Genomic DNA, 18,155 nt, shown 5'->3' on the forward strand with positions numbered 1-18,155 from the left:
TTTCAGACTTAACTGAAAGGAGATGTAACAGCAGAAGAAAGGCGATCATGCAAAGAGAATATTCTGAAAGCGAGACGCATCCGGTGCGGTGTAATCGGTACCATATGTGCACCTTTGCGGCGCCACCAACAAAAAAAGGCCAGCCCGAAGGCTGGCCTTTTATCACGCAGATGTCAGTCGATTACTTCAGACCGGCAGCTTCACGCAGCATGGCGGCTTTGTCGGTTTTTTCCCATGGGAAATGTTCACGACCAAAGTGACCGTATGCAGCGGTTTCTTTGTAGATTGGGTGCAGCAGATCCAGCATCTGAATCAGGCCGTATGGACGCAGATCGAAGAACTCGCGCACCAGCAGCGTCAGCTGTTCTGAAGGCACTTTTTCAGTACCGAAGGTTTCAACCATGATGGAGGTTGGCTCAGCTACGCCGATCGCGTAGGAAACCTGGATCTCACAGCGGTCAGCCAGGCCGGCTGCAACGATGTTTTTCGCCACATAACGCGCCGCGTACGCCGCAGAACGGTCAACTTTAGACGGATCTTTACCGGAGAACGCACCGCCACCGTGGCGCGCCATGCCGCCGTAGGTATCAACGATGATTTTACGACCGGTCAGACCGCAGTCACCCATTGGGCCGCCGATAACGAAGCGTCCGGTTGGGTTGATGAAGAATTTGGTCGCAGAGCTCAGCCATTCGGTCGGCAGAACCGGCTTGATGATCTCTTCCATCACTGCTTCCTGCAGGGATTTCTGATCGATATCTTCGGAGTGCTGGGTAGACAGCACTACCGCGTCAATCCCAACGATTTTGCCGTCGTCATACTGGAAGGTGACCTGGCTTTTCGCATCCGGGCGCAGCCATGGCAGGGTGCCATTTTTACGAACTTCAGCCTGACGCTGCACCAGACGGTGTGCGTAGGTGACCGGTGCTGGCATCAGCACGTCGGTTTCGTTGGTTGCATAGCCGAACATCAGGCCCTGGTCGCCCGCGCCCTGTTCCAGCGGATCGGCACGGTCAACGCCCTGGTTGATGTCTGGAGACTGTTTGCCAATCGCGCTCAGAACCGCGCAGGAGTTGGCATCAAAGCCCATATCAGAATGCACATAGCCGATCTCACGCACCGTGTTACGGGTGATCTCTTCGATATCAACCCATGCGCTGGTGGTGATCTCACCGCCGACCAGAACCATGCCGGTTTTGACATAGGTTTCGCACGCTACGCGCGCTTTAGGATCCTGCGCCAGGATCGCATCCAGCACTGCATCGGAGATTTGGTCAGCAATTTTATCAGGATGTCCTTCTGATACGGACTCGGACGTAAACAGGTGTTTTGCCATGTTTTATTTCACCTAAGAGGAATTTGGTTAGCTCAAGCTGCTGTGTGGAATAGCCAAAGGAGATAATTCTACCAAGGCCTGCAGGTTTTTGACACTGGCAGTATGAGTGTTAATCAGTATAGATGGATTAACATCTGGATGGCTATTTTAGGTCACTTCTTCGCCCGATTTCCAGTTTTTTTTGACTAACCTCTCACTCGGTTGAAATTGCTGCTGGCAATAATTCCTGACGGCCCCGGCAACACGCACATTTATCTTTTGCTTTTTACCCCTGTTCTCGGTATAAAACGCGGCGCGCGGCTCATATAAAATAAGCGCTCGATGAACTCATCGTGTCGCCACTTCCAGCCGGGTTAAGCAGTGAACTTTTAGCTTTGGCTTGTGGTCCGTTTCAATAGAGGCGGCCGTGGAGGTGATACGAGATAATGAACCATCGTTTTCCGCACATTCAGCGCAGCCGTTCTGGCGCGTATTTGATTCCCGCAACCCGCATTTCTAGTCTGCAAACCTGCCGATGTTATACCCATCTCGGCGCTTCTCAGGATTCCAGGGCCGGTCACGCTTTGTGAAAACTGAACAAGGGCGCTCTTGTTAATACAAGAGTTTTCTCGTGGTTTCGCCGAACCTTGTCATACAGAGTTCGGATACGTGTTTTACAATGATATGAATAAGAAACCGGTCGCACGGTCTGGTTTTCAGCATACTCTGCTGGGAAACGGAGCCGTTTATGGGTTGTTATCGCCGTATAACGCTGCGATAGTAGTCAACTGTTTTACACTTATTACAAAGAGTTGAGGTTCGCTATGTCTGACGACATGTCTTCTTTTTCGCCTTCGTCAGCGGGCGAACAGGGTGTACTACGTTCTATGCAGGAGGTTGCGATGAGCTCCGAGGAAGCCAGCAAGATGCTGCGCACTTACAATATTGCCTGGTGGGGCAATAACTACTACGACGTTAACGAACTGGGCCACATCAGCGTCTGCCCGGATCCGGACGTCCCTGAAGCGCGCGTGGATCTCGCGAAACTGGTGAAAGCCCGTGAGGCTCAGGGCCAGCGTTTGCCTGCACTGTTCTGCTTCCCGCAGATCCTGCAACATCGCCTGCGTTCTATTAACGCCGCGTTCAAACGCGCGCGTGAATCCTACGGCTATAAAGGCGACTACTTCCTGGTTTACCCGATCAAGGTGAACCAGCACCGCCGCGTGATTGAATCCCTGATCCACTCCGGCGAGCCGCTGGGCCTGGAAGCAGGTTCCAAAGCGGAGCTGATGGCGGTTCTGGCGCATGCGGGCATGACCCGTTCAGTGATCGTCTGTAACGGCTATAAAGACCGTGAATACATTCGTCTGGCGCTGATTGGCGAGAAGATGGGCCACAAGGTCTATCTGGTTATCGAAAAGATGACCGAAATCGCCATCGTGCTGGAAGAAGCCGAACGTCTGAACGTGGTGCCGCGCCTTGGCGTGCGTGCGCGTCTGGCGTCACAAGGTTCCGGGAAATGGCAGTCCTCCGGCGGTGAAAAATCCAAGTTTGGCCTGGCGGCAAACCAGGTGCTGCAGCTGGTGGAAATCCTGCGCGAGCGCGGTCGTCTGGACAGCATTCAACTGCTGCACTTCCACCTCGGCTCGCAGATGGCCAATATTCGCGACATCGCCACCGGCGTGCGTGAATCCGCGCGGTTCTACGTGGAGCTGCACAAGCTTGGCGTGAATATTCAGTGCTTCGACGTGGGCGGTGGCCTCGGCGTGGACTACGAAGGGACCCGCTCGCAGTCTGACTGCTCGGTGAACTACGGCCTGAACGAATACGCGAACAATATCATCTGGGCGATCGGCGATGCCTGTGAAGAGAACGGCCTGCCGCACCCGACGGTGATCACCGAATCCGGTCGCGCGGTGACCGCGCACCATACGGTGCTGGTCTCTAACATCATCGGCGTTGAGCGTAGCGAAATCTCAGAAGCGACGCCTCCGGCAGACGATGCCCCGCGTTCCCTGCAAAGCATGTGGGAAACCTGGCAGGAGATGCACGAGCCGGGCACGCGTCGTTCCCTGCGCGAATGGCTGCACGACAGCCAGATGGACCTGCACGACATTCACGTGGGTTATTCTTCAGGCACCTTCAGCCTGCAGGAGCGCGCGTGGGCGGAGCAGCTCTACCTGAACATGTGCCATGAAGTGCAGAAACAGCTCGACCCGAGCAACCGCGCGCACCGTCCGATTATCGACGAGCTGCAGGAGCGTATGGCGGATAAGATTTACGTCAACTTCTCGCTGTTCCAGTCGATGCCGGATGCCTGGGGTATCGACCAGCTGTTCCCGGTTCTGCCGCTGGAAGGGCTGAACCACGCGCCGGAACGCCGTGCGGTGCTGCTGGACATCACCTGTGACTCCGACGGTGCCATCGACCACTACGTCGACGGCGACGGTATCGCAACGACGATGCCAATGCCGGAATACGACCCGGAGAACCCGCCGATGCTGGGCTTCTTTATGGTCGGCGCGTATCAGGAGATCCTCGGTAACATGCACAACCTGTTCGGTGATACCGAAGCGGTGGACGTGTTCGTGTTCCCTGACGGCAACGTGGAAATCGAGCTGTCCGATGAAGGGGACACCGTGGCGGACATGCTGGAATACGTTCAGCTGGATCCGAAAAAACTGCTCACCCAGTTCCGCGACCAGGTGAAAAACACCGGGCTGGACGATGCGCTCCAGCAGCAGTTCCTGGAAGAGTTTGAAGCGGGTCTGTACGGGTACACTTACCTGGAAGACGAGTAGCCGCTGATGCCCGGTGGCGCTGCGCTTACCGGGCCTACGAATGTAGGCCAGGTAAGGCGAAGCCGTCATCCGGCAGAATGCTATACTCACTTGAACCCGTATGCATTACCGGCGATAATTCGCCCCAATAAGCGATTTACGAATCAATCCCTTCCTCGTCGGGTTTAACGACGCGGAGGGGATTTTTTTTCAGCTGTTTTTAATGTATCGACTTTAAAAGAGGTCAGGACATGAGCACTTTAGGTCATCAGTACGATAACTCTCTGGTATCTAACGCGTTTGGTTTTTTACGCCTTCCGATGAACTTCCAGCCGTACGACAGCGACGCTGACTGGGTGATCACCGGTGTGCCGTTCGACATGGCAACATCTGGCCGCGCGGGTGGTCGTCACGGCCCGGCTGCGATTCGTCAGGTTTCCACGAACCTGGCCTGGGAGCATAACCGCTTCCCGTGGAACTTCGACATGCGCGAGCGCCTGAACGTGGTGGACTGCGGTGACCTAGTGTACGCCTTCGGCGACGCGCGTGAGATGAGCGAGAAGCTGCAGGCGCACGCCGAGAAGCTGCTGGCTGCCGGTAAGCGCATGCTCTCCTTCGGCGGTGACCACTTCGTGACCCTGCCGCTGCTGCGCGCCCATGCAAAGCACTTCGGTAAAATGGCGCTGGTGCACTTCGATGCACATACCGACACCTACGCGAACGGCTGTGAGTTTGACCACGGCACCATGTTCTTCACCGCGCCGAACGAAGGTCTGATCGACCCGAACCACTCCGTGCAGATCGGCATCCGCACCGAGTTCGACAAAGACAACGGCTTCACAGTGCTGGACGCGGGCCAGGTTAACGATCGCGGCGTCGACGACATCATCGCTCAGGTGAAGCAGATCGTGGGTGATATGCCTGTGTATCTGACCTTCGACATCGACTGTCTGGATCCGGCATTTGCACCGGGCACCGGTACGCCGGTCATCGGCGGTTTGACCTCAGATCGTGCCATTAAGCTGGTGCGCGGCCTGAAGGATCTGAACATTGTCGGGATGGACGTGGTGGAAGTGGCACCTGCGTACGACCAGTCCGAGATCACCGCGCTGGCCGCAGCGACTCTGGCGCTGGAAATGCTCTACATTCAGGCAGCCAAAAAAGGCGAATAAGCCTCGCCTTGCGTGAAAAAAACCTCTCTCTCGAGAGGTTTTTTATTGCCTTTAGAACACGTTAAACGGGTATTCCACGTAAGCGCGGATCTCATCCCCGCCCACGTTGTACTCGCTGGCGTTGCTGGAGACGCGCAGTACGGAGTAACGCAATTTCAGCTTCAGATCCTTCGCCGGACCATCCTGCACCTGGTACTGGATCTGGTTAAACCACTCGTGCTCTTTGCCGTTGCTGGTTTCAGAGGTTTTGATGTTATCGCCGCGCACGTATGCGGTGGTCCAGCTCAGGCCCGGTAAGCCAAGGCCGGCGAAGTCCAGACCGTAGGATGCCTGCCAGGAACGTTCATCTTCGCCGTTAAAATCAGACCAGTAGGAGTTCGCCAGCCAGATGGTGTTACCGCCGTCACCCACGCCGCCCTTGTCGCGATAGCCGCCGTAGTTGTAGCCGGTGCTGCCGCTGCTCTGCTGGTACGCCACTTTGAACGTGTGAATGTTCCAGATGTAGCTCGCCGCCAGGCTCCAGATGGTGTTGCTGCGGCCCGTATCGAGGCTGTCCGCGTAGCCCTGGTCCAGACGGGAGTTATAACCGTTGAAGTCGAGTACCAGCTGCTGCCCGGTGCTGAACGGCTGTTTGAAGTTCATGCCCAGGTACTGCTTGTTCATTACCTCTTCATTATGAGAGGCGTACAGCGCGCCGCTGAACTGATCGTTAAACTGATAGCTCGCACCGCCGAAGGAGAGGCTCTTCAGCCCGCTGTCGTGGCGGTCATCGCTTTTACGCTGCTCGTCGGTGAAGTAACCAGCGTTGACTTCCAGACCGTCGATCTCTTTCGAGGTCAGCATGGTGCCGGTGTAGCTTTCAAACAGCAGGCGGGAGCTGTCGGCATTGATGATAGGCAGCTCAGGACGCTGATTTCCGTAGCTCAGCACGGTGTTTGATATGCGCATTTTGGCGGTGGCGCCAAACTTTGCCAGATCGGATTTTGCCCGGCCATCATCTTCCTGTTTAAAGAAGTCGATGCCGCCTGCGCCGCTTTTGCCACGACCGCCGTCCAGGCGCACACCGTATTGAGCAATACCGTCCACACCAAAGCCCACCAGCCCTTCGGTATAGCCGGATGCAAACGTGGCGATGATCCCCTGACCCCATTCGGCTTTGTCCTGCTGGCCCTGATGGTAGTCGCGGCTGATATACGCATTGCGTAAAAACAGATCCAGATGGCTGTCGTCAATAAAACCCTGACTGTCGGATTGCTGGCTAGCAGCGGCAGGTAATGCAGCAAATAAACTTAAAGCAATTAATGATAATTCTTTTTTCACGGAGGGAACGTCTCTGTCTGGATATATTAATTTGAATAACTGCGAGGTGATAATTACCGGAAAAAGTGACCTTTGCAATAATTATGTGACCAGACATTTCAATGCGATAGGGCAGATTTGGCAGGGCTTTCAGAGGTGTTATCGATACGTGCTGTTAAGTTAACAATTCATGCGAAATAAAAAGGAGGCAAAACTGCCTCCTTCTAAAATTATTTAATTCCGTCTGCGGCCATACGGTCGCGAATATGCTGTGCACGTTCTTCCGAAGCCGGATGATCGTCAAACATGGAGCTTTGGCGTCCCGCTTCCAGCTTGGCCAGTTTTTCAAAGCTGGTGGCTAAACCTGATGGATTAATGCCGCGTTTGCGCAACAGATCGTAGGAGTAGTCATCCGCCTCGGACTCCTGACGCTGTGAGAACTGAGAGTTAACCAGTTTTTCTCCCACATCGCCAAGCTGTGACTGCGACAGGCTGCCAACGATACCGCCCGCTGAGGCCGCTGCTGCGCGGATGGCATTGGTGCCTAACGCAACCTGCATCCCTTTCTTCACGTGTCCCAGGGCAACGTGGCCCATTTCGTGGCCGATCACCGCTTCCACTTCGTTGTCGGTCATCATGTCCATCAGCCCGCTATAGACGCGGATACAGCCGTTCGCCATCGCGAAGGCGTTCACGTCTTTCGCCATGTACACCTTGTAGTTCACCGGCTGGCCGTTGATGTTGTCGCCCAGCGCGGACGCAATCTTATTCAGACGCTGCGTGTAGGTACTGTTAGCCGGCGCAAGCGTGGCTTTTCCGTCCATATCTTTACAGGCCTGGTCGCTCAGCGCTTTCACCTGCGCATCGCTCAGGGAATAGGCCTGAAAGGCCTCTGCGCCTGACGTCATCAGACCGTTAGAATCCATATTCTGACAGCCGCTCAGCAGGAGCGTTGTACCCAGGGCCAGCACTATTGCACGCATTTTCATGAGGTTGCTTCCGTACTCGTTAATCTGAATAAAATCCGAAAAGTGCACCGTCAGCGAAGCCGGTGTCGGGCTAAGTATAAGGAATATCGACAGAGCCGGGCGAGTAGATTGCGCAACATGCGAGCATGATCCAGAGATTTCTTAACAAGCAAAAGAATGCTCCATGTACATGACTTGCGGCTTGGGTTACATTGTTGGCACTTTTTTCCGGCGTAGCCCAAAACGCGCTGTCGTCAAGGGCATGGCCTTTAACAGTCCGATCTGGAGTTAAAATGTCCTCACGTAAAGAGCTTGCTAATGCTATTCGTGCGCTGAGCATGGACGCAGTACAGAAAGCCAAATCCGGCCACCCAGGGGCTCCTATGGGTATGGCTGATATCGCCGAAGTCCTGTGGCGTGATTTCCTGAACCACAACCCGCAGAACCCGTCATGGGCTGACCGCGACCGCTTCGTGCTGTCCAACGGCCACGGCTCAATGCTGATCTATAGCCTGCTGCACCTCACCGGCTACGATCTGCCAATTGAAGAGCTGAAAAACTTCCGTCAGCTGCACTCTAAAACTCCAGGTCACCCGGAAGTGGGTTACACCGCTGGCGTAGAAACCACCACCGGCCCGCTGGGTCAGGGTATTGCTAACGCTGTGGGTATGGCGATTGCTGAGAAGACGCTGGCGGCGCAGTTCAACCGTCCTGGTCACGACATCGTAGATCACTTCACCTACGCGTTCATGGGCGACGGCTGCATGATGGAAGGCATTTCTCACGAAGTGTGCTCCCTGGCAGGTACCCTGAAGCTGGGCAAACTGGTTGCGTTCTATGACGACAACGGTATCTCCATCGACGGTCACGTTGAAGGCTGGTTCACCGACGACACCGCAGCACGTTTCGAAGCCTACGGCTGGCACGTTGTGCGTGGCGTTGATGGGCACGATGCTGACTCGATTAAACGTGCAGTGGAAGAAGCGCGCGCGGTGACGGACAAACCGTCCCTGCTGATGTGCAAAACCATCATCGGCTTCGGCTCCCCGAACAAAGCGGGTACTCACGACTCCCACGGCGCACCGCTGGGCGACGCGGAAATCGCACTGACCCGTGAAGCACTGGGCTGGAAACACCCTGCATTCGAAATCCCATCTAAGATCTACGCTCAGTGGGATGCAAAAGAAGTAGGCCAGGCGAAAGAAGCGGCCTGGAACGAGAAGTTCGCTGCCTATGCGAAAGCGTTCCCGCAGGAAGCGGCTGAATTCACCCGTCGTATGAAAGGCGACATGCCGTCCGACTTCGACGCGAAAGCGAACGAGTTCATCGCTAAGCTGCAGGCGAACCCGTCTAAAATCGCGAGCCGTAAAGCGTCTCAGAATGCGATTGAAGCGTTCGGTCCTCTGCTGCCTGAATTCCTCGGTGGCTCCGCTGACCTGGCGCCATCTAACCTGACCCTGTGGTCTGGTTCTAAGCCAATCAACGAAGATACTGCCGGTAACTACATCCATTACGGTGTACGTGAATTCGGTATGACCGCGATTGCCAACGGTATCTCCCTGCACGGCGGTTTCCTGCCGTACACCTCTACCTTCCTGATGTTTGTCGAATATGCACGTAACGCCGTGCGTATGGCCGCGCTGATGAAACAGCGTCAGGTGATGGTCTACACCCACGACTCCATCGGTCTGGGCGAAGATGGCCCAACTCACCAGCCGGTAGAGCAGGTAGCTTCCCTGCGCGTGACCCCGAACATGAGCACATGGCGTCCATGTGACCAGGTGGAATCCGCGGTGGCGTGGAAATACGGCGTTGAGCGTCAGGACGGTCCAACCGCGCTGATCCTCTCCCGTCAGAACCTGGCACAGCAGGAGCGTACGCCTGAGCAGCTGGCGAACATCGCTCGCGGTGGTTACGTGCTGAAAGATTGCGCGGGCCAGCCAGAGCTGATCTTCATCGCCACCGGTTCTGAAGTTGAACTGGCGGTTGCAGCGTGGGAAAAACTGACTGCCGAAGGCGTGAAAGCGCGCGTGGTCTCCATGCCGTCTACCGACGCGTTCGACAAGCAGGATGCCGCTTACCGCGAATCCGTTCTGCCTAAAGCGGTTTCCGCGCGTGTGGCAGTGGAAGCGGGTATCGCTGACTACTGGTTCAAATACGTGGGCCTGAACGGTGCCATCGTCGGTATGACCACCTTCGGTGAGTCTGCTCCGGCAGAGCTGCTGTTCGAAGAGTTCGGCTTCACCGTTGAGAACGTTGTCGCGAAAGCGAAAGAACTGCTGTAATCGTTTGTACGGTGGGGGCTGATGCCCTCACCCCAACCCTCTCCCACGGGGGGAGGGTGCATACACTAAAAAACGGTAACCTCTCGGTTACCGTTTTGCTTTTACCTTGCCGCCATTATTCCACCTAAAATGTGACGCAAGTCATATAGCTCGCTTATTCATCTGGACAGACATTCCTTTTATTCCCCGATTCGCTTATTCTTGCTGAAGCGTTTCAGTCGATTAAATGTTCGACAATTGACCAATCAATCGCAGTTTGTGACAGCAAGGATTCCCCTTCGGGCGTAGCTGGATTACTCTTTCAGCCACCTCAAACTCAGGGATTGCTTTGCAGGAGATCTATGACCGTACGCGTAGCGATTAATGGCTTCGGTCGCATCGGACGTAATGTGGTTCGTGCTTTATATGAATCCGGACGTCGGGCGGAAATAACCGTGGTGGCAATCAATGAACTGGCGGATGCTACGGGCATGGCGCATTTGTTGAAATATGACACCAGCCACGGACGCTTTGCCTGGGATGTTCGCCAGGAAAGAGATCAGCTGTTTGTTGGCGACGATGCCATCCGCGTACTGCATGAGAGCAGCATCGCCGGGCTACCCTGGCGTGAGCTGGGTGTGGATGTGGTGCTTGACTGTACCGGTGTCTACGGCAACCGCGAACATGGCGAAGCACATCTGGCTGCCGGCGCGAAAAAAGTCCTGTTTTCTCATCCCGGCAGTAACGACCTCGACGCGACCGTCGTGTTTGGCGTCAACCAGCATGAGCTGCAGGCCGAACACCGCATTGTTTCCAACGCCTCCTGTACCACCAACTGCATTATTCCGGTCATCAAACTGTTAGACGATGCGTATGGTATTGAATCCGGCACCGTGACCACGATTCACTCCGCCATGCACGATCAGCAGGTTATCGACGCCTACCATCCGGATTTACGACGCACTCGCGCGGCGAGCCAGTCAATCATTCCGGTGGACACGAAACTGGCGGCAGGGATCACCCGAATTTTTCCGCAGTTTAATGACCGATTTGAAGCGATTGCCGTGCGTGTCCCGACGATTAACGTCACCGCAATCGATCTTAGCGTGACGGTGAAAAAACCGGTAAAAGCCTGTGAAGTCAACCTGTTGCTGCAAAAAGCGGCACAGGGGGCATTTCATGGTATAGTTGACTATACGGAATTACCGTTGGTCTCAGTAGATTTTAACCACGACCCGCACAGCGCCATCGTCGATGGCACGCAAACGAGAGTCAGTGGCGCACACCTTATCAAGACGCTGGTCTGGTGTGATAACGAATGGGGCTTTGCTAACCGAATGCTCGACACCACGTTAGCAATGGCCACTCAAGGTTTCAGGTAAGACGCATTGTGCGTCTGCAAAACTTTAAGAATCAACGAGAGGATTCACCATGTCTGTAATTAAGATGACCGATCTGGATCTGGCTGGTAAACGCGTTTTCATCCGTGCCGATCTGAACGTACCGGTTAAAGATGGCAAAGTGACCAGCGACGCGCGTATCCGTGCATCTCTGCCAACCATCGAACTGGCTCTGAAGCAGGGCGCGAAAGTGATGGTCACCTCCCACCTGGGTCGTCCAACTGAAGGCGAGTACAACGAAGAGTTCTCTCTGCTGCCAGTGGTTAATTACCTGAAAGACAAGCTGTCCAACCCGGTTCGCCTGGTGAAAGATTACCTGGACGGCGTTGAAGTTGCAGCCGGTGAACTGGTTGTTCTGGAAAACGTTCGCTTCAACAAAGGCGAAAAGAAAGACGACGAAACCCTGTCCAAAAAATACGCTGCACTGTGCGACGTATTCGTGATGGATGCATTCGGTACGGCTCACCGTGCGCAGGCGTCAACCCACGGTATCGGTAAATTCGCAGACGTAGCGTGTGCCGGTCCTCTGCTGGCTGACGAACTGGAAGCGCTGGGTAAAGCATTGAAAGAACCTGCTCGTCCAATGGTGGCTATCGTTGGTGGTTCTAAAGTTTCTACCAAACTGACCGTTCTGGATTCCCTGTCTAAAATCGCTGACCAGCTGATCGTTGGCGGTGGTATCGCGAACACCTTCGTTGCCGCTCAGGGCCACAACGTGGGTAAATCCCTGTACGAAGCAGACCTGGTTGACGAAGCCAAACGCCTGCTGAGCACCTGCGATATCCCGGTTCCAACTGACGTCCGCGTTGCGACCGAGTTCTCCGAAACCGCAACCGCGACCCTGAAATCTGTTAACGACATCAAAGATGAAGAGCAGATTCTGGACCTGGGCGACGTTTCTGCACAGAAACTGGCTGAAATCCTCAAAAACGCAAAAACTATCCTGTGGAACGGTCCTGTTGGCGTGTTCGAATTCCCGAACTTCCGCAAAGGTACTGAAATCGTTGCTAACGCTATCGCAGACAGCGAAGCGTTCTCTATCGCAGGCGGTGGTGACACCCTGGCAGCAATCGACCTGTTCGGTATCGCTGACAAGATCTCCTACATCTCCACTGGTGGCGGCGCATTCCTCGAATTCGTGGAAGGCAAAGTACTGCCAGCAGTAGCAATGCTCGAAGAGCGCGCTAAGAAGTAAGCCATTCAAGGGCAGGGAAACCTGCCCAATTTTCAGCGCGCTTTTAAGAGCTCGCACCTTTTCTAACGGCCGAAGATACAGGACTAAGCAACATGTCTAAAATTTTTGATTTCGTAAAACCTGGCGTTATCACTGGTGATGACGTACAGAAAGTGTTCCAGGTAGCTAAAGAAAACAACTTCGCTCTGCCAGCAGTTAACTGCGTGGGTACCGACTCCATCAACGCCGTACTGGAAACTGCTGCTAAAGTTAAAGCTCCAGTTATTGTTCAGTTCTCTAACGGCGGTGCTGCGTTCATCGCAGGTAAAGGCGTGAAGACTGACATTCCTCAGGGTGCTGCAATCCTGGGCGCTATCTCTGGTGCGCACCACGTACACCAGATGGCTGAACACTACGGTGTTCCAGTTATCCTGCACACTGACCACTGCGCGAAGAAACTGCTGCCGTGGATCGACGGTCTGCTGGACGCGGGTGAAAAACACTTCGCAGCTACCGGTAAGCCACTGTTCTCTTCTCACATGATCGACCTGTCTGAAGAGTCACTGCACGAAAACATCGAAATCTGCTCCAAATACCTGGCGCGCATGGCCAAAATGGGCATGACTCTGGAAATCGAACTGGGTTGCACCGGTGGTGAAGAAGACGGCGTGGACAACAGCCACATGGACGCTTCTGCACTGTACACCCAGCCAGAAGACGTTGATTACGCTTACACCGAGCTGAGCAAAATCAGCCCACGCTTCACCATCGCAGCGTCCTTCGGTAACGTACACGGCGTTTACAAACCAGGTAACGTGGTTCTGACCCCGACTATCCTGCGTGATTCTCAGGAATACGTTTCTAAGAAACACAACCTGCCGCACAACAGCCTGAACTTCGTCTTCCACGGCGGTTCCGGTTCTTCTGCTCAGGAAATCAAAGACTCCGTAAGCTACGGCGTAGTGAAAATGAACATCGATACCGACACCCAGTGGGCAACATGGGACGGTATCCTGCAGTACTACAAAACCAACGAAGCTTACCTGCAGGGTCAGCTGGGCAACCCGAAAGGCGAAGACCAGCCGAACAAGAAATACTACGATCCACGCGTATGGCTGCGCGCTGCCCAGACTTCTATGATTACTCGTCTGGAGCAGGCATTCAAAGAGCTGAACGCGGTAGACGTTCTGTAATTTGAGCTGCTAACAGCATCAGAAGGCCCGCAAATGCGGGCCTTTTTTTATGCTTTTTCAATACCCTGCCAGGCCGGTTTTTGTGATCTGTTTGGCAATACTTGCGCTTTTTGTTTACCCTTTACGAACCTGCCTGTCTCCATGGGGGATGGATTTTGTGTTTTGATTTAACAAAAGGAAGAATAAATGGAACAACTCGATGTTGTAGACAGCATCAATAACGCCGGTAACTGGCTGGTGCGCAACCAGGCGCTGCTGCTGAGCTATGCCGTGAACATCGTCGCGGCGATTGCCATCATCATCGTCGGGATGATCGTGGCGCGTATCGTATCGAACGCGGTTAACCGCGTAATGCTGGCCCGTCACATTGACGCCACGGTGGCTGACTTCCTCTCCGCACTGGTGCGCTACGGCATTATCGCCTTTACGCTGATTGCGGCGCTGGGCCGTGTGGGCGTACAGACCGCCTCCGTCATTGCCGTTCTCGGTGCCGCCGGTCTGGCCATTGGTCTGGCGCTGCAGGGCTCGCTTTCAAACCTGGCGGCAGGCGTTCTGCTGGTCACCTTCCGTCCGTTCCGCTCCGGCGAATACGTTGACCTTGGCGGCATTGCCGGGACCGTGCTGCAGGTGCAGATTTTCTCAACGACCATGCGTACCGTCGATGGCCGCATCGTGGTTGTGCCGAACGGGAAAATCATCGCGGGCAACATCATTAACTTCTCCCGTGAACCGGTGCGTCGTAACGAACTGATTATCAGCGTGGCGTACGACTCTGACATCGATCAGGTGAAGTCGCTGATTAGCAACATCATTGCTTCAGACGATCGCATTCTGAAAGACAAAGAGCAGACGGTTCGCCTGAACGAACTGGGCGCTTCCTCCATTAACTTCGTGGTTCGTATCTGGAGCAAAAGCAGCGATCTGCAAAACGTATACTGGGACGTGCTGGAGCGCATTAAGCGCGACTTCGATGCCAACGGCATCAGCTTCCCGTACCCGCAGATGGACGTAAACGTCAAAAAAGTTAAAGAAGCAGAATAACTTCACTCACAGGCCCGGTAAGCGCTAGCGACACCGGGCTTTATTTTTATAAGCACTGCTAATCCCCAATTAATATTATCCATTTCCTCTAATGTGATTCGCGCAGTATAGTCTCCTTCCAGAACAACACTGTGAGAATTTCGTCATGTTATCTTATTACTTTCAAGGGCTTGCCTTAGGTGCGGCCATGATCCTCCCCCTTGGCCCACAAAATGCGTTCGTGATGAACCAGGGCATCCGCCGCCAGTATCATCTGATGATTGCCCTGCTGTGCGCGGTTAGCGATTTACTGCTGATCTGTGCCGGGATTTTTGGCGGCAGCGCATTGCTGATGCAGTCTCCCTGGCTGCTGGCGCTGGTCACCTGGGGCGGCGTGGCGTTTCTGCTCTGGTACGGTTTTGGTGCCCTGAAAACCGCGATGAGCACCAACCTCGAACTGGCGAGCGCGGAAGTCATGAAGCAGGGCCGCTGGAAGATTATCGTCACCATGCTGGCGGTCACCTGGCTTAATCCGCATGTTTATCTGGACACCTTCGTGGTGCTGGGCAGCCTGGGCGGGCAGCTGGACGTTGAGCCGAAGCGCTGGTTTGCGCTTGGCACGGTTAGCGCCTCTTTCCTCTGGTTCTTCGGCCTCGCCATTCTGGCTGCATGGCTGGCACCTCGTCTGCGTACGGCCAAAGCCCAGCGCATCATTAATACGCTGGTGGGGCTGGTGATGTGGTTTATTGCCTTTCAGCTGGCAAAAGAGGGGATCCACCACGTTCAGGAATTGTTCAACTAATCCTTGTCTTATGGACAACTGAACAAGACCCGCTAAGCTTGCTGGCATGCGCCCTGTTAATGGGCACTCTTCGCAACATGGAGGAATAACAGTGAAGTTTAAGGTGATGGCCCTGGCGGCATTAGTAAGTTTTGGTGCGGTGTCGGTGCAGGCAAGTGAACTGCCGGATGGCCCGCACATCGTCACTTCAGGCACCGCAAGCGTGGACGCGGTACCCGATGTTGCAACACTGGCAATTGAAGTCAATGTCGCTGCGAAAGATGCGGCAACTGCCAAGAAGCAGGCTGACGATCGTGTTGCGCAATATCTCTCTTTCCTCGAGCAGAACGGTGTCGGTAAAAAAGATATCAACTCCGCGAACCTGCGTACTCAACCCGATTACGACTACCAGAATGGTAAAAGCATCCTGAAAGGCTACCGCGCCGTGCGTACCGTCGAAGTGACCGTACGTCAGCTGGATAAGCTTAACTCGCTGCTGGATGGCGCGCTGAAGGCGGGTCTGAACGAAATTCGTTCCGTGTCGCTGGGCGTTGCGCAACCGGAAAAATACAAAGACGAAGCGCGTAAAGCGGCGATTGATGATGCCATTCACCAGGCGGAACAGCTGGCTTCTGGCTTTAAGAGCAAGCTCGGCCCGGTTTACAGCGTGCGTTACCACGTCTCTAACTACCAGCCAAGCCCGATGGTACGGATGATGAAGGCTGATGCAGCCCCGGTGTCCGCTCAGGAAACCTATGAGCAGCCAACCATTCAGTTCGACGATCAGGTGGATGTGGTCTTCCAGCTGGAGCCAACTCAAACTCAACAAACTGAGGCGGCTAAGGCGCAGTAATTTGCCCTCACCCTAACCCTCTCCCGCAGGGAGAGGGAATTCAATCGATTAATCCTGTCTCAACACCTTGTGCCCGTACGCCAGCAGCGCGTCGGTGACGTTGCGCATCATGCGGCTTTCCGGCGCAAAACGGTGCCAGTAGAGCATCCGGCGCTGATACAGCCCCGGCGTCAGGTCAATCAGCTCACCGCTTTTCAACTCTTTCTCAATCTGCAGATGCGGGATCATGCAGCAGGTGGTGCCCTGACGTGCAAGCTGCACAAAGGCTTCAGACGAGTTAACGATATGGCACGGCACGCTGCCCGGCGGCAGATCGAAGTTTTGCTGCAGGAATGCCTGGTGCATATCGTCCAGATGGTCGAACGCGACGGCGGGGGCTTTCAGCAGCGCGGCGCGGGTGACGCCGTTCGGGAAGTAGCGCTCGGCAAAGGCTTTTGAACCCACAAACAGGTAGTCCAGCGCGCCCAGCTGATCGACAAGACAGCTTGGCAGCGCCTGAGGCTGGATACTGACCGCCCCAACCACTTCACCGCGACGCAGGCGTTCCTGGGTACGGGTTTCATCCTCAACCTGTAAATTCAGGCGGATAGGGGAGTCCGCTAATACCGGCGCAAGGGCCGGCAACAGCCAGGTTGCGAGACTGTCGGCGTTGACCGCCAGAGAGAGCAGCAGCGGCGTAGAACCCGTTTGTTCATCACCCAGCCACTCGTCTTCCAGCAGTTCCACCTGGCGCAGCAGGGCGAGAAGCTTTTGCCCTTGCTCGGTTGGACGTGGCGGCACGGTGCGCACCAGCAGCGGCTGGCCGAACATGTTTTCAAGCTGTTTGATACGCTGTGATACGGCGGACTGGGTGATGCAAAGCTTTTGCGCCGCGCGCTCAAAACCTCGTTCACGAATAACTGCATCAAGTGCCTGTAGTGTTCTGTAGTCCGGACGTTTCATTGCTCTGGCTGGCTCCTTAATTTTGCTTATTCTGCACTATGACACAATTTTCCCTTCGTGGCAGACGAATTCCATTCGACGTGTTCTATAATGCGCCCTGAGTTTTCACACCACAGGCAAAACGATCATGACGCAGGATGAACTGAAAAAAGCAGTAGGATGGGCCGCTCTCCAGTACGTGCAGCCGGGTACCATTGTCGGTGTCGGTACGGGATCAACCGCGGCACACTTTATCGATGCGCTGGGCACGATGAAGGGGCAAATCGAGGGCGCGGTTTCCAGCTCTGATGCTTCCACGGAAAAGCTGAAAAGCCTCGGCATTACCGTTTTCGATCTCAACGAAGTGGATCGTCTGGGGATTTACGTTGATGGTGCGGATGAAATCAACGGCCACATGCAGATGATCAAAGGCGGCGGCGCGGCGCTGACGCGCGAGAAGATCATCGCCTCTGTTGCGGACAAGTTTATCTGCATCGCGGACGCCTCCAAGCAGGTCGACATTCTGGGTAATTTCCCGCTGCCGGTCGAAGTGATCCCAATGGCCCGTAGCGCGGTTGCCCGTCAGCTGGTGAAGCTGGGCGGTCGTCCGGAATATCGTCAGGGCGTAGTCACCGATAACGGTAACGTGATCCTCGACGTTCACGGTCTGGAAATTCTCGACGCGATTGCGCTGGAAAATGCCATCAACGCTATCCCAGGCGTAGTGACCGTAGGGCTATTCGCCAACCGTGGCGCGGATGTGGCGCTGATCGGCACCGCTGACGGCGTGAAAACCATCGTAAAATGATCTGACGGGGGGAGTCCTCCCCCCGCTAAAAAATTTTTTAAAAGCTAAATTCGGTGACTTGTGTCACGTTTTCCAACCTCTTTTGCCGATCCTGCCGCGTTTGTAAATTTCCATAGCATTTTCCTCTGACATTTTGCCCTGGATGACTTTTCTTCAGAGTGCCGACGCAAACGTTCATATTGCTGCAATAGTTTTTTTTGATATGTT

15 protein-coding genes are annotated in these 18,155 nt (G+C 54.8%); 11 read left to right on the forward strand and 4 right to left on the reverse strand.

The annotated features are described in order from the left end of the window. Positions 1-181: 181 nt before the first annotated feature. A complete protein-coding gene (gene metK / locus BJ885_RS14820; RefSeq protein WP_121932211.1) occupies positions 182-1,336 on the reverse strand; it encodes a methionine adenosyltransferase in 1,155 nt (384 codons plus the stop codon). 663 nt (positions 1,337-1,999) lie between these two features. Here metK and yqgB point away from each other — a divergent pair. The 3 genes from yqgB (at position 2,000) to speB (ending at position 5,267) form a co-directional block, all read left to right on the forward strand. Next, on the forward strand, positions 2,000-2,131 hold the full coding sequence (yqgB, locus tag BJ885_RS14830) for an acid stress response protein YqgB (RefSeq protein ID WP_127341063.1): 132 nt from the start codon (positions 2,000-2,002) through the stop codon (positions 2,129-2,131). An 8-nt stretch (positions 2,132-2,139) separates the two neighbouring features. After that, positions 2,140-4,116: a biosynthetic arginine decarboxylase gene (gene speA / locus BJ885_RS14835; RefSeq protein ID WP_023309121.1), complete on the forward strand. Its 1,977-nt coding sequence runs from the start codon at positions 2,140-2,142 to the stop codon at positions 4,114-4,116. A 230-nt stretch (positions 4,117-4,346) separates the two neighbouring features. Next, a complete protein-coding gene (gene speB / locus BJ885_RS14840) occupies positions 4,347-5,267 on the forward strand; it encodes an agmatinase (protein WP_014071686.1) in 921 nt (306 codons plus the stop codon). A gap of 51 nt (positions 5,268-5,318) precedes the next feature. On the opposite strand, the gene BJ885_RS14845 is transcribed toward speB, so the two are convergent. After that, on the reverse strand, positions 5,319-6,587 hold the full coding sequence (locus tag BJ885_RS14845; RefSeq protein WP_121932212.1) for an OprD family outer membrane porin: 1,269 nt from the start codon (positions 6,585-6,587) through the stop codon (positions 5,319-5,321). A gap of 209 nt (positions 6,588-6,796) precedes the next feature. Continuing rightward, positions 6,797-7,555, reverse strand: coding sequence for a M48 family metallopeptidase (locus tag BJ885_RS14850; protein WP_021242066.1), 759 nt, complete (start codon positions 7,553-7,555; stop codon positions 6,797-6,799). Between the two features lie 272 nt (positions 7,556-7,827). On the opposite strand from BJ885_RS14850, the gene tkt reads away from it, so the two are divergent. From tkt to BJ885_RS14885, 7 genes are all read left to right on the forward strand, one after another. Next, positions 7,828-9,819, forward strand: coding sequence for a transketolase (tkt, locus tag BJ885_RS14855; protein ID WP_121932213.1), 1,992 nt, complete (start codon positions 7,828-7,830; stop codon positions 9,817-9,819). A gap of 341 nt (positions 9,820-10,160) precedes the next feature. After that, positions 10,161-11,180 carry an erythrose-4-phosphate dehydrogenase gene (gene epd / locus BJ885_RS14860; protein WP_121932214.1) on the forward strand — a complete coding sequence of 340 codons (1,020 nt, stop codon included), beginning with the start codon at positions 10,161-10,163 and terminating at the stop codon, positions 11,178-11,180. 49 nt (positions 11,181-11,229) lie between these two features. After that, positions 11,230-12,393: a phosphoglycerate kinase gene (gene pgk, locus BJ885_RS14865; RefSeq protein WP_023333323.1), complete on the forward strand. Its 1,164-nt coding sequence runs from the start codon at positions 11,230-11,232 to the stop codon at positions 12,391-12,393. 92 nt (positions 12,394-12,485) lie between these two features. After that, positions 12,486-13,565 (forward strand): class II fructose-bisphosphate aldolase, encoded by a 1,080-nt coding sequence (gene fbaA, locus BJ885_RS14870; RefSeq protein ID WP_029739216.1) that lies wholly within the window; start codon positions 12,486-12,488, stop codon positions 13,563-13,565. A 186-nt stretch (positions 13,566-13,751) separates the two neighbouring features. Continuing rightward, positions 13,752-14,606: a small-conductance mechanosensitive channel MscS gene (mscS, locus tag BJ885_RS14875; protein WP_024906566.1), complete on the forward strand. Its 855-nt coding sequence runs from the start codon at positions 13,752-13,754 to the stop codon at positions 14,604-14,606. A gap of 145 nt (positions 14,607-14,751) precedes the next feature. Beyond that, positions 14,752-15,387: an arginine exporter ArgO gene (gene argO, locus BJ885_RS14880; RefSeq protein WP_029739215.1), complete on the forward strand. Its 636-nt coding sequence runs from the start codon at positions 14,752-14,754 to the stop codon at positions 15,385-15,387. A gap of 91 nt (positions 15,388-15,478) precedes the next feature. Beyond that, a complete protein-coding gene (locus BJ885_RS14885) occupies positions 15,479-16,219 on the forward strand; it encodes an oxidative stress defense protein (protein ID WP_029739214.1) in 741 nt (246 codons plus the stop codon). A 48-nt stretch (positions 16,220-16,267) separates the two neighbouring features. Here BJ885_RS14885 and argP read toward each other — a convergent pair whose 3' ends face one another. Beyond that, positions 16,268-17,161: a DNA-binding transcriptional regulator ArgP gene (gene argP / locus BJ885_RS14890; protein WP_008499727.1), complete on the reverse strand. Its 894-nt coding sequence runs from the start codon at positions 17,159-17,161 to the stop codon at positions 16,268-16,270. Between the two features lie 127 nt (positions 17,162-17,288). Here argP and rpiA point away from each other — a divergent pair, with 127 nt between their 5' ends. Next, positions 17,289-17,948 (forward strand): ribose-5-phosphate isomerase RpiA, encoded by a 660-nt coding sequence (rpiA, locus tag BJ885_RS14895; protein WP_014885151.1) that lies wholly within the window; start codon positions 17,289-17,291, stop codon positions 17,946-17,948. Positions 17,949-18,155: the final 207 nt, after the last annotated feature.

The sequence above is a fragment of the Enterobacter sp. WP_7_1 genome (assembly GCF_003688535.1).
Classification (GTDB): domain Bacteria; phylum Pseudomonadota; class Gammaproteobacteria; order Enterobacterales; family Enterobacteriaceae; genus Enterobacter; species Enterobacter asburiae.

Coding starts and splice junctions, on each gene's coding strand:
- mscS (WP_024906566.1), top strand. CDS start 13,752: ATGGAACAACTCGATGTTGTAGACAGCATCAATAACGCCGGTAACTGG.
- epd (WP_121932214.1), top strand. CDS start 10,161: ATGACCGTACGCGTAGCGATTAATGGCTTCGGTCGCATCGGACGTAAT.
- speA (WP_023309121.1), top strand. CDS start 2,140: ATGTCTGACGACATGTCTTCTTTTTCGCCTTCGTCAGCGGGCGAACAG.
- fbaA (WP_029739216.1), top strand. CDS start 12,486: ATGTCTAAAATTTTTGATTTCGTAAAACCTGGCGTTATCACTGGTGAT.
- yqgB (WP_127341063.1), top strand. CDS start 2,000: ATGAATAAGAAACCGGTCGCACGGTCTGGTTTTCAGCATACTCTGCTG.
- tkt (WP_121932213.1), top strand. CDS start 7,828: ATGTCCTCACGTAAAGAGCTTGCTAATGCTATTCGTGCGCTGAGCATG.
- BJ885_RS14850 (WP_021242066.1), bottom strand. CDS start 7,555: ATGAAAATGCGTGCAATAGTGCTGGCCCTGGGTACAACGCTCCTGCTG.
- speB (WP_014071686.1), top strand. CDS start 4,347: ATGAGCACTTTAGGTCATCAGTACGATAACTCTCTGGTATCTAACGCG.
- pgk (WP_023333323.1), top strand. CDS start 11,230: ATGTCTGTAATTAAGATGACCGATCTGGATCTGGCTGGTAAACGCGTT.
- rpiA (WP_014885151.1), top strand. CDS start 17,289: ATGACGCAGGATGAACTGAAAAAAGCAGTAGGATGGGCCGCTCTCCAG.
- argP (WP_008499727.1), bottom strand. CDS start 17,161: ATGAAACGTCCGGACTACAGAACACTACAGGCACTTGATGCAGTTATT.
- metK (WP_121932211.1), bottom strand. CDS start 1,336: ATGGCAAAACACCTGTTTACGTCCGAGTCCGTATCAGAAGGACATCCT.
- argO (WP_029739215.1), top strand. CDS start 14,752: ATGTTATCTTATTACTTTCAAGGGCTTGCCTTAGGTGCGGCCATGATC.